We start from the raw sequence: 10909 nt of genomic DNA on the forward strand, positions 1-10909 counted from the left end.
GGCGCGCCCAAGTGCCGCCGGAGCGGGCGGGCGGCGCCGGGCGGGGGCGGCGGCGGGGGCCGTCCGCGGGATGTGGGGAGGGCGCACGCGCGGGCCTGGCGGCCGGGGGGGGGGGTGCGCGCACCCGCACCAGGAATTCGGCGCCCGCTTCGGTCAGCGACACGCTGCGCGTCGTGCGATGGAGCAGCCTTACCCCCAGCCGCTCCTCCAGCGATTGCAGGCGCCGCGACAGGATGGTGGCGTCGCGGCCGACACGCGCCGCCGCCCTGGTGAAGGAGCGCGCCTCGGCGATGGCCGCGAAGGCTGCCATTTCGGCAAGGGCCGCCGGTTCGTGGGATTGCTGCATGATCCGCAATACTCAAATGTAAATGGCAAGGATTATCCAGGGATAGCGCAGCAGCTAGGTTCACTCAACCCATCAATCGTCACCCAGGAGTGAAACCATGAAAGCCATCGAACTCAGCCAGGCCAGGCTGGACGCCTTCCGCAAAGCCACCGTCGCCACCCCCGAACCGCAGCGCGGCGAGGTGCTGATCCGCCAGCGCGCGGCGAGCCTCAATTTCGTCGATGTCGCGGTGGCGAGCGGCAATTATCCCGGACCGACCTTTCCGCTGATCCCGGTCGCCGACGGCGCCGGCGAGATCGTCGCGCTGGGCGAGGGCGTTACGACATTCACCACGGGCGATCGCGTGATCGCGCATGCCAAGCCGCACTGGATCGGCGGTCCGCCACGGCCTTACGAGATGAGGCAGATGCGTGGCATCTCGCTGCCGGGGTCGCTGGCCGAATATGTCGCCCTGCCGGCCAATGCGCTGGTGCCGGTCCCGGCGCATCTCTCCTTCGAGGGGGCGTCGACGCTGCCGATCGCCGGCACCACCGCCTGGAATGCGATCCGCGCCGCCAATGTCGGGCCAGGGTCGGTCGTCGTGCTGCTCGGCACCGGCGGCGTCTCGATCTTTACCCTGCAGCTTGCGAAAGCCGCCGGCGCCACCGTCATCATCACCTCCTCATCGGACGAGAAGCTGGAGCGGGCGAAGGCACTCGGCGCCGATCATCTGATCAACTACCGCGCGACATCCGACTGGGACGACAAGGTGCTGGAGCTGACCGACGGCCTCGGCGCCGACCTCGTCGTCGAAACCGGCGGCACCGCCACCTTCGCCCGTGCGGTCAACGCCACCGCGCCCGGCGGCACGCTGTTCACCATCGGCTTTCTCACCGGCGCCGAGGCCACGGTCAATCTGCTGCCGATCATCATCAAGGCGCTGAAGGTGGTCGGCAACAACACCGGATCGGTGTCCGACCTCCGTGACGCCGCCCGCGCCATCGGTGCGGCTAGGATCGAGCCTGTCGTCGACAAGGTGTTTTCACCTGATGAAGCGGCCGAAGCCTACGCCCACATGGCCGCCGGCGGCCTGCATTTCGGGAAATTGGTGTTTGGGTTGGAATGGTGAGGAAAGGGTGAGGTTTGCGCCTGGCCGCCCCCCTCTGGCCTGCCGGCCATCTCCCCCTCAAGGGGGGAGATTATTCGCTTCATCGTCCTCGCCAATGATCAACGCTGGAAAACTGGCGAAGCGCCGACGCTACCAATCTCCCCCCTTGAGGGGGAGATGCCCGGCAGGGCAGAGGGGGGCGCCTCGCACCATGCCTCTGCCTAAATCAGCTTCTCCAGCGTAATCGGCAGATCCCGCACCCTTTTCCCCGTCGCATGGAACACCGCATTGGCTATCGCCGGGGCGACGCCGACGATGGCGAGTTCGCCGACGCCCTTGCCGCCAAGGGCCGAGGAATGCAGGTCGGGGATGCCGACCGAGATCACCTCGATGTCGGGGATGTCGGCATTGGTCGGCACGAGGTAGTCCGCGAGGTTGTCATTGACGATACGGCCGTGGCGGCGGTCCATGACGCCTTCTTCAAGCAGCGCCTGGCCGATGCCCATGATGATGCCGCCCTTCCACTGGCTTTCGGCGAGTTTAGGGTTGTAGAGCCGGCCCGAATCCAGCGCCGACACCACGCGCGACACGCGCACCGTGCCGAAATCCTCATCGACGCGCACCTCGATGAAATGCGCGCACCAGGAGTGGCGGGAATAGTTGCCCTCGGTGTGCGGCAGCGCCATGGCGATGGTGGTGTAGTTCTTGTAGCGGTCCTCGGCGGTCGAATTGGCCGGCATGGTGTCACCGGTCGCCTCGATATGGTCGCGGCCGACGCTTTTGAGCAGTTCGGCGATCGAGACTTCGGGGCCGTCGCCGCGCGGCGAGCCGATGCGGCCGTTGCTCACCACCAGAGTGTTGGCCTGCAGCGTATGGAAAGGCGAGCGCGGATCGCTGATCGCCAGACCGATCAGCTGGTCGAGCGCCGAGGTCGCCGCCTTATGGACCGCACCCGTCATCACCCCGGCCAGCCGCGAGCCGCCGGTGACACCGGCGCGGGGAAAGCGGGAATCGCCCAGCTTCACCACCACGTCGTCGGCAGGCACGCCGACCGTCTCGGCGGCGGTCTGCGCCAGGATGGTGTAGGTGCCCTGGCCCATGTCGATCGAGGAGCTTTCGACCTCGACCGAACCGTCGGCCAGGATGCGCACGATCGCCTCGCCATAGGCGCGCCGCACCGGATAGGTGCCGGCGGCGACGCCCCAGCCGATCAGCTGGTTGCCGTCGCGCATCGAGCGCGGCTCGGGCGTACGCCTGGCCCAGCCGAAGCGCTCGGCGCCCGCGGCAAAAGCTTCGCGCAACTGCCTGGTCGACCAGGCTTTTCTGGCGTGCGGATCCTGCTCGGCATAATTGCGCAGCCGGATCTCGAGCGGATCGATGCCGACCTGATAGGCGAGCTCGTCGATGGCGCTTTCGATGCCGAAGGCCGACGGGTTTTCGCCCGGCGCGCGCATGGCGCCCGGCACCACCGAATTCACCCGCACGACATTCTGCTTCGAGGAGAAATTTGGCGTCGCGTACATGATCGAGGTGACCGAGCCCAACGGCTCGACCCACATGCCGTCGATGGATGTCTCGTTGACGCCGCGATGTACGATCGACTGTATCACGCCGTCATGACCGGCGCCGATGGTCACCGTCTGCCGTGTCGCCGCGCGGCCGCCATAGCCGGTGAAGGTCTGCGGCCGCGTCATCACCAGCTTCACCGGCCGGCCGAGCATCTTGGCGGCACTTGCGGCAATCGCGCCGTGGCTGAGCGCCAGCGCCTTGGAGCCGAAGCCGCCGCCAATATAGGGCGAGACCAGCCGCACATTCTCGAACGGCAAGCCGAACCATTCGGCGTAGGTGCGGGCCATGCCGTCCAGCCATTGGCTCGGCTCCCACACGGTGAGATGGTCGCCCTCCCAGCGCGCGATCAGCCCATGCGGCTCCATCGGTGCCTGGTATTCGCGCGGCGTGTTGTAGGCGGCGCAGATCCGCACCGGCGCCGAGGCGAAGGCGGCAGGCGCATCGCCCCATTCCTTGGTCATGGCGTCGACCGGAATGCCGTCGCCGGCCTTGGCGTCGCTGAGGTCGACGATGGAAGGCGTCTCGTCATAGCTGACCTTGACCAGTGCCGCCGCGGCAACCGCCTGCTCGAAGGTCTCCGCCACGACAGCCGCGACATGCTGGCCCGAGAAGGTGATGTCACGCGCCAGCGGACAATAGGGTTTGTCCGGCGGCGGCGTGCCGAACCAGTCCGACGCGCTCCTGAGGCTGATGATGGTGTCGGGGGTCAGCACTTGCAGCACGCCCGGTGCTGCCTCGGCCTGTGTCGTGTCGATCACGCGCACCTTGCCTGACGCAATCGTGCTTTCGACCAGCGCGGCATAGGCAAGGCCCTCGAGCTGCTGCTCGACGGCGTATTTGGCCGCACCGGTGATCTTGGCCGGGCCGTCGACGCGCGACAGCCGGCCGCCGACGGCTTGCGCCAGCGCGCCGTCCGAGGCGTCACCATGTCTTGTGTGAACGGTCATACCGTCTCTCCCAATTTGAGGATGGCGCGGGCGACAACGCGCGGCGCGAGCTCGATCTTGTAGTGGTTGGCGCCATGGTCGACGGCGCCTTCGACGGCGAGCCGGCTGGCGGCGCGAACGGCGTCCGGCTCCAGCACCTTGCCTTTCAAGGCGTCTTCCACAGCTCGCGCCCGCCACGGCTTGGTGGCGACGCCGCCGAGCGCGACACGCAGGTCGCGGATGGTGCGCCCATCGGCCTCGAATTCGATGCCGACAGCGGCACTCGCGGCGGCGAATTCATAGGACTGCCGGTCGCGGATCTTCAGATAGGTCGAGCGGCGGGCGGCGGCGGAGCCGGGGATTTCGACGGCGGTGATCATCTCGCCCGGCTCGATCGCATGCTCCCTGTCGGGCGTAGCGCCAGGCCGCAGGAAAAAGTCGTCCACCAGAAGTTTACGTTCGCCGAGATGGACTGTCGCATCGAAGGCGACAAGGGCCACCGCGAGATCGCCGGGATACATGGCGATGCAGGCGTCGCTGGCGCCAAGCACCGCATGGCCCCTGGTGACGCCGCCGATCGCCGAACAGCCGCTGCCGGGTTCGCGCTTGTTGCAGGCCGGAAAATTCGACGGATCGCGGAAATATGGGCAGCGCGTGCGCTGCATCAGATTGCCGCCGATGGTCGCCATATTGCGGAGCTGCGCCGAGGCCGCCTGCCACAGCGCCTCCGAGACGGCGGGGAAGCGGCTCTTGATGCCGGCGTGATCGGCGACATGGCTCATCCTGGCGAGCGCGCCGATGGTGGCGCCGCGCTCATTCACTTCGATCTTGTCCAGCCCCTTGAGATGGGTGATGTCGACCAGCGTGTCGGGCGCGGCGACGCCGCATTTGGCGAGGTCGATCAGCGTGGTGCCGCCGGCAAGCAGCATGGCGCCGGGCAGGGCGGCCGCCTGGCGCGCGGCATCGGCTGACGTGGCGCGGAGATAGGAAAAATCCCTCATGATGCGGCCTCCAGGGCGGCTTGGCGCACGGCGGCGACAATGTGCGGATAGGCGCCGCAACGGCAGAGATTGCCGGCCATGTATTCGCGGATCTCTTCGTCCGAGCCGGCATGGCCTTCGCGGATGCAGGCCACCGCCGACATGATCTGGCCCGATGTGCAATAGCCGCACTGGAACGCGTCCTGCTCAAGGAAGGCAGCCTGCACGGGATGCAGTTCGCCCTCCCGTGCAAGCCCCTCTATGGTGGTAATGGTGCGGCCCTCGGCTTGCGCCGCCAGCGTCAGACAAGCCAGCACGCGCTCGCCATCGACATGCACGGTGCAGGCGCCGCACTGGCCGTGGTCGCAGCCCTTCTTGGTGCCGGTCAGGCCAAGCCGCTCGCGCAAGGCGTCGAGCAGCGTGACACGCGGCTCGAGTTGCAACTCGTGGCGATGGCCGTTGATATCGAGATGGATGGGGATTTTCGTCATGGGCGTCTGGCTCCAGTTGCTTGACGCGGATGGGAAGGAATTGGGGTGGGGGCGGGCAGGGGCAAGGCGGCGACGAGCGTAATCTCCCCCCTTGAGGGGGAGATGGCCGGCAGGCCAGAGGGGGTCGCTTCTCGTAGAGCGCTAACCTGCAGCCGTCGCAAGAGGGCGCACCCGGTCGAACCGACCCCCTCTGTCGCCTTCGGCGACATCTCCCCCTCGAGGGGGGAGATAACGCTCTCCGCCCTTTTCGCCGCCAGCCTCCAGGGATCTTGCAGGTTCGAAAGACGTGACATACGGGGTTCCCTGCCTATATGATGAAGGCACTCCACTTAAGCGGAGGTGCCTCCGTTTACTACGTGGGGGCTGGCCCGGCCGGGTTCAAGCCCCAAATTCGACGTGGAGAAAAAATTGGCCACCGAGCCGTCCGCAATCGCCGAAACGAAGACCGCCGCGGAGGCGAGGCCGTTGCGCGTCGATGCGCAGCGCAACCGCGACCGGCTGGTCGAGGTGGCGGCGGCGGTGTTTGCCGAGCGCGGCATCGATGCGTCGCTGGAGGAGATCGCGCGCCGCGCCGGCGTCGGCATCGGCACGCTCTACCGGCATTTCCCGACGCGCGAACATCTGGTCGAGGTGGTCTACCGCCGCGAGGTGGAGGCGCTGTGCGCCGCTGGCGGGGAGCTTGCGGCAAGACATCCGTCCGATGTCGCGCTGGAAGAATGGATGCGGCGCTTCGTCGATTACATCGCCACCAAGCGCGGCCTGGCGACCAGCCTGCGCATCCTGCTCAACACCAACTCGACGCTGTTTTCCGACACGTCGGGCAGGGTGTCGCAAGCGTTGCGGCAACTGGTCGAGGCGGCGGTGGCCGATGGCACCATCCGGGCCGACGTCGATGCCTCCGACGTGCTGCACGCGCTGGGCGGCATCTATTCCGCGCCGGATACGCCGGAGTGGCGCGACCGCTCGCGGCGGCTGGTCAAACTGCTGATGGACGGGTTGCGGTTCGGAGCTGTAAAGGCACGGTGAGCGCGACCGGATATCGGCGGTGAGACAGCCAAGGCTGTCCATGATTTGAGGGGAAACCGATGTATGTAGGCCGTTCCTACAAGGTGATTGATTTTGCGCTCTGGTCGCGGCGCAGCGTCATCTACATGGTGGTGGTGAGCGGACTGGCGGTGGCGGCCTACCGCCTTCCGGGCATTGCAGGGTTCTCGGTGCCATGGTCGGTGGTGCTCGTGCTCGGCACCACCGTGTCGCTGGTTGCCGGCTTCAAGAATTCGCAGGTGTTCACCCGCAGCGGTGAGGCGCTGCAGGCGTTCACGCAGATCACGGCCAGCAGCCGGGTGTGGTCCAATTTCTGCCGGGACTTCCTCGACGCGCCGACAGCCAGGCAACTTATCTACCGCCACATCGCCTGGATGACGGCGCTGCGCTTTTCCCTGCGGCGGCCGATGCCCTGGGAATCGATGGGGAAGGCCGCCAACATCGAGTACCGGCGGCGTTTCCGCGTCCAGGAGGATACCGCCTCGGTCGCCGATGAATTGCGGCCTTTGCTGGCCGAACAGGCCGACAAGGTCCTGAAGTCGCCGCAGCCGGCGCTGGCTTTGCTCGAAATGCAATCGATCCAGGTCAACGGGCTGTTCAAGGATGCCAAAATCCCACCGCAGGTCTACGCTGAGCTGGTAAAGCTGATCCGCGATTTCCACGATCAGCAGGCACGCTGCGATCGCATCAAGAACAATCCCTATCCGCGGCAATACGCCATCGTCAGTGCCATGTTCGTCATGATCTTCTGCACGCTGCTGCCGTTCGGCGTGGTTCCGGTCTTCGCGGAGATGGGCAAATTGGGCGGCCCGCTCGGCACGATCGGCATCTGGCTCACGATCCCGTTCAGCACGCTGCTGGGCTGGGCCTATATGTCTCTCGACCAGGTCGGCGAGAGCAGTGCCAACCCGTTCGAGGGCAACGCCAACGATGTCCCGATCTCGCAGATATGCCGCGACATCGAGATCGAGCTGCGCGCCGGGCTTGGCGAAGCTGACCTTCCCAGACCATTGCTGCCGGTGAACGATATCGCGACCTGAGTGCCGGACTTGGCGCGGCTACGCCTTCGCTTCGACCAGGATCACCAGCGACTCCGGCACCACTCCATCGTGGGCCATCGCGTCGGCAGCCGCCTTGCTCTGCATCAGCGCGGCCATCTTATCCATGTCTGGCACGTCCATCATCACGGCCACCCGTTTCGGGTTCTTCGGATCGACGAAGGTGCGGATGTTGGTGATTCCAAGCGAGCCGAAAAGCTCCTTGCGCTTGGGCGAACCGAGCCAGTGCTTGGTGTCTTTTGTGATGTCGTGATGGCCAATGACTGTCGGCATGGAATCCTCCCCAGGTGACGCCGGCGGCCGAAATCGCCCGCCTGTTGCTGCGATCCACCTGTGCAAGCCAATGAGCGCTGTTTCCGTCGGCCTGTCAATTAGCTATCGCTAATGGAACATCGTGATGTCGGGCAGGCATGAAGCGAGGTAGTCGGTGCCGCCACGTCGGCGGGAAGCGCCTAAAGCTCCAGGCAAACCTTGCCGAAGTGCTTCCGGGCTCCGTAGTGCTTGAAGGCGGCGGCAATGTCGCGCAGCGGCAAGCGGCGGTCGATAATGGGCTTCAAGCTGATAGCCTCTATCGCGCGGATCATGTCCTCCTGGTCCGCCCGGCTGCCGATGGAAATGCCGCTGATCCGGATCTGGTTCGAAAACAAAGCCGGGATCGACACTTCCGCGGTAAAGCCGGTCAGCACGCCGATCAGGGCGATGTGGCCGCCTGTGCGGCAGGCGGTTATGGACTGCGCCAGCGTCGCAGGGCCGCCGACCTCGATCACGTGGTCCACGCCGCGTCCGCCTGTCAAATCCCTTGCCCTGCGGCCCCAATCCGGCACGGCCTTGTAGTTGATGGTGGCGTCGGCGCCAAGGCGGCTGAGGCGATCAAGCTTTTCCTCATCGGACGATGTGGCGATGACCCGGGCGCCGGCGGCCTTGGCGAATTGCAGCGCGAACAGCGACACGCTGCCGGTGCCGAGGACCAGCACCGTGTCGCCGGGCTTCACCTTGCCGCACACGACCAGGCCCCGCCAGGCGGTGACACCGGTGCAGGTGAGCGTTGCGGCTTCGGTATGCGTGTAGCCCTGAGGTGCCCTGGTGAAGGCCTGCGCCGGCAGGCAGACATATTCGCTCGCCAGGCCGTCGAAACTTTCGCCCGGCACATCCCGCCTTGTGGAAGGCGTCATGTCGCCGTCGAGCCAAAAGGGGTAGAAAACGCTGACGACGCTGTCGCCGGGCTTGAACGCATCGACACCATCACCGACGGCAACCACTTCGCCGGCGCCATCGGACAGCGGCACGCGGCCGTCGGCGGTCGGCGTCTTGCCCTGCACCGCGAAATCGTCGCGCATGTTCAACGAGCAGGCGCGGATCCGGACCAGCACGTCGCCCGGCCTCGGCTGGGGCGGATCTTCCTCGATCAGGTCGAGCTTGTCCAAGCCACCGGGCGCTCTCAGCCTGACCAGCCTCATTGTCTTCTCCGATGGGTGTGGATGTTGTCTGGCGGCGGCGGGCCAGGAGTTGCTATCGTGCTTGCCGGCCGGAAATCACCCGCAGCCAGGGTGCGAGGTGGAAGGCGCTCATCAGCAGATACATGGCTGCCATGCCGGTGAGCGGTGAGCCGCCCATGCACAGCATGGCCGCGTCGCCGCTTTGAAGGCAGGAGAGCAGGGCCATCACGGCGAAGGTCGGAGCCGCGGCGAGGCACAGCCAGTCGGCGACGCCAGAGGTCGTCGCTTCGGTGCTTTCAGGGACGGCGCCGCCGGTGCTTGAATGGATATCGCTCATCGTCTTTTCCTTGATGGTTGCGACCCGTCAGGACTTGGGTTCCTCGCCCTCGCCAAAGGCGGCGGAGAGGTGGTCGCGAAGCGGCCGGAGAGGGGGCTTTCGTAGGGCGCAGCCCCTCTCCGTCTCGGCTTCGCCGAGCCACCTCTCCCCACTTTGTGGGGCGAGGAACCCAAGCTTGATGGCCTCGCCCTGTTACTGCTCAGCCTTATCCCTGAACGCGGCTTCGCCCGCGGCGGACACTTCGGCCCATTTCTTGTCGGCTCCGGCTTCGTAATTGTCGTGCCAGTTCCACCAGCTGTAGAGCGGGGTCTGGGGATAGCCTTCGGGCGAGTCTTCCCAGATCTCCTGGCGGCCGAGCGGTGTCACGTCGAGGTAGCTCCACACCGTGCCCAACGCTTCGTCGCCGCGGGTGTTGATGAAATAGGTGCGGAAGATGCGGTCGCCGTCATGGATGAACACGTTGTGGCCGTGCCATTCGTCGACGCCGAAATCCTTGTCGAAGCTGTCGGTGATCGTGTACCACGGCATCTTCCATTCCATCCGCTTCTTCAGCCGCGCAATGTCGGCCTGCGGCGCGCGCGAAACATAGGCAAGCGTGGTGTCGCGGGCGTTGAGATGGGCGAGATGGCCGACCTGGTCGGCGCCGAGCGAGCAGCCGCGGCAGGCGTGGTCGGGCCAGCCATAGACGCCGGGCTCGAAGAAGGCGCGGTAGACGATCAGCTGGCGGCGGCCTTCAAACAGGTCGAGCAGGCTTACCTTGCCGTTCGGGCCCTCGAACACATAGGCCTTGTCGACTTCCAGCCAGGGCATGCGGCGACGCTCGGCGGACAGCGCGTCCTTGGCGCGCATCGTGGCCTTTTCCTTCACCAGCATCTTTTCGTACGCGGCGTCCCATTCCTGCCTTGAAACGATCGGCGGGGTCTTCATCGTCATGTTCTTGGTCATTGGTCTTCTCCTTTGCCAGTGGTGCCGTCGCGGCCTGTTGTCGTCTGGGCATCCTGAGCCAGTGTAGGGCGGTGGAGCGCAGCGCCAGGAGTTACAAATGCGGCGGGATTTGAATCATCCGGCCCGGCGCAGCAGGGGTGGCGAGGCCGCGCGGCATTCTCGAAGTCGTCGGTTGCAGGCATTTTCAATCACCTCCGATTAAGATGCTTAATACTCATACCTGAGATGCTCAGGCTAGTGAATGCCGGTATTGGCGTCAACGGCGGCCAAGGCGTCCTCAGCCATATGGCTAGGTCCCCTTGGGGCGATGCCGCTTGCTGACCGGCGGTGGTGATTTAAGTTAGGGCGCTGAAGTGCCGGGGTGGGAGTTACAAGTGTGACGGGATTTGAATGGACTCGCTGATTACAGCGGCGGCACTGGCGCTGGCGGCGGGCGATCCGCTTGGCGCGCTCGACCGCGTCGCCCTGCGCGAGGACGCGCCGGCGCTGGCGCTGCGCGGCATCCCCCTGGCGCAGCCCGGCGACTTCGATCGCGCCAACTCGCGGGTGCGGCGGCGCGCGCCCCCGTGCCGCCCGAACGAGGCTGCCCCGCCCCCGCAGCGCGCGCGCCGCCGCCCCCGGACTCCGCCGCGCCCGCGTCGCCCGCGCGCCGCCCCACCGCGCCCCGCGCGCGCGCGCCCCGCCCGGCCA

Annotated in this window: 11 protein-coding genes and 1 pseudogene; 4 read left to right on the forward strand and 8 right to left on the reverse strand. The window is 66.3% G+C overall.

Annotated features, from left to right (window positions below; translation table 11 throughout):
- Positions 1-346, reverse strand: a 346-nt coding sequence (locus JT360_RS31960) for a LysR family transcriptional regulator (RefSeq protein ID WP_250889218.1), incomplete at its 3' end; no start/stop codon positions are given.
- A gap of 97 nt (positions 347-443) precedes the next feature.
- Between JT360_RS31960 and JT360_RS31965 the strand changes: the two genes are divergently transcribed.
- Complete coding sequence (locus JT360_RS31965) at positions 444-1454, forward strand: zinc-dependent alcohol dehydrogenase family protein (protein WP_214477235.1); 1011 nt, start codon at positions 444-446, stop codon at positions 1452-1454.
- Positions 1455-1654: 200 nt separating this feature from the next.
- Here JT360_RS31965 and JT360_RS31970 read toward each other — a convergent pair whose 3' ends face one another.
- Genes JT360_RS31970 through JT360_RS31980 form a run of 3 tightly spaced genes read right to left on the reverse strand, consistent with a single transcriptional unit; the run spans position 1655 to position 5399 of the window.
- Entirely contained in the window at positions 1655-3949 is a 2295-nt protein-coding gene (locus tag JT360_RS31970; RefSeq protein ID WP_214477237.1) for a xanthine dehydrogenase family protein molybdopterin-binding subunit, read from the reverse strand.
- Positions 3946-4929, reverse strand: coding sequence for an FAD binding domain-containing protein (locus JT360_RS31975; RefSeq protein ID WP_214477239.1), 984 nt, complete (start codon positions 4927-4929; stop codon positions 3946-3948). Before JT360_RS31975 ends, JT360_RS31970 begins: the two co-directional genes overlap by 4 nt.
- Positions 4926-5399, reverse strand: a complete 474-nt coding sequence (locus tag JT360_RS31980) for a (2Fe-2S)-binding protein (protein WP_214477241.1) — start codon at positions 5397-5399, stop codon at positions 4926-4928. Before JT360_RS31980 ends, JT360_RS31975 begins: the two co-directional genes overlap by 4 nt.
- 408 nt (positions 5400-5807) lie before the next feature.
- On the opposite strand from JT360_RS31980, the gene JT360_RS31985 reads away from it, so the two are divergent.
- Both JT360_RS31985 and JT360_RS31990 read left to right on the forward strand, forming a co-directional pair.
- Positions 5808-6425 (forward strand): TetR/AcrR family transcriptional regulator, encoded by a 618-nt coding sequence (locus JT360_RS31985; RefSeq protein ID WP_214477243.1) that lies wholly within the window; start codon positions 5808-5810, stop codon positions 6423-6425.
- A 59-nt stretch (positions 6426-6484) separates the two neighbouring features.
- Positions 6485-7483, forward strand: coding sequence for a bestrophin family protein (locus JT360_RS31990; protein WP_214477245.1), 999 nt, complete (start codon positions 6485-6487; stop codon positions 7481-7483).
- 18 nt (positions 7484-7501) lie between these two features.
- Here the strand turns inward: JT360_RS31990 and JT360_RS31995 are convergent, their stop codons facing one another.
- The 4 genes from JT360_RS31995 to JT360_RS32010 form a co-directional block, all read right to left on the reverse strand.
- Entirely contained in the window at positions 7502-7774 is a 273-nt protein-coding gene (locus JT360_RS31995) for a hypothetical protein (protein WP_214477247.1), read from the reverse strand.
- Positions 7775-7953: 179 nt separating this feature from the next.
- On the reverse strand, positions 7954-8958 hold the full coding sequence (locus JT360_RS32000) for a zinc-dependent alcohol dehydrogenase family protein (protein WP_214477249.1): 1005 nt from the start codon (positions 8956-8958) through the stop codon (positions 7954-7956).
- A 52-nt stretch (positions 8959-9010) separates the two neighbouring features.
- Complete coding sequence (locus JT360_RS32005; protein ID WP_214477251.1) at positions 9011-9274, reverse strand: hypothetical protein; 264 nt, start codon at positions 9272-9274, stop codon at positions 9011-9013.
- A 192-nt stretch (positions 9275-9466) separates the two neighbouring features.
- Positions 9467-10219, reverse strand: a complete 753-nt coding sequence (locus tag JT360_RS32010) for a DUF899 domain-containing protein (RefSeq protein WP_214477253.1) — start codon at positions 10217-10219, stop codon at positions 9467-9469.
- A 390-nt stretch (positions 10220-10609) separates the two neighbouring features.
- Between JT360_RS32010 and JT360_RS33880 the strand changes: the two are divergent.
- Positions 10610-10909 (forward strand): annotated as a pseudogene (locus JT360_RS33880) (hypothetical protein); the annotation flags it as partial.

Source organism: Mesorhizobium sp. dw_380, assembly GCF_018588885.1.
In the GTDB taxonomy this organism is placed as follows: domain Bacteria; phylum Pseudomonadota; class Alphaproteobacteria; order Rhizobiales; family Rhizobiaceae; genus Mesorhizobium.

Bases quoted from the DNA above. Each gene is read 5' to 3' on its own strand.
- JT360_RS31965 (WP_214477235.1), top strand. From the start codon at position 444: ATGAAAGCCATCGAACTCAGCCAGGCCAGGCTGGACGCCTTCCGCAAA.
- JT360_RS32010 (WP_214477253.1), bottom strand. From the start codon at position 10,219: ATGACCAAGAACATGACGATGAAGACCCCGCCGATCGTTTCAAGGCAG.
- JT360_RS32005 (WP_214477251.1), bottom strand. From the start codon at position 9,274: ATGAGCGATATCCATTCAAGCACCGGCGGCGCCGTCCCTGAAAGCACC.
- JT360_RS31995 (WP_214477247.1), bottom strand. From the start codon at position 7,774: ATGCCGACAGTCATTGGCCATCACGACATCACAAAAGACACCAAGCAC.
- JT360_RS31990 (WP_214477245.1), top strand. From the start codon at position 6,485: ATGTATGTAGGCCGTTCCTACAAGGTGATTGATTTTGCGCTCTGGTCG.
- JT360_RS31980 (WP_214477241.1), bottom strand. From the start codon at position 5,399: ATGACGAAAATCCCCATCCATCTCGATATCAACGGCCATCGCCACGAG.
- JT360_RS31970 (WP_214477237.1), bottom strand. From the start codon at position 3,949: ATGACCGTTCACACAAGACATGGTGACGCCTCGGACGGCGCGCTGGCG.
- JT360_RS31975 (WP_214477239.1), bottom strand. From the start codon at position 4,929: ATGAGGGATTTTTCCTATCTCCGCGCCACGTCAGCCGATGCCGCGCGC.
- JT360_RS32000 (WP_214477249.1), bottom strand. From the start codon at position 8,958: ATGAGGCTGGTCAGGCTGAGAGCGCCCGGTGGCTTGGACAAGCTCGAC.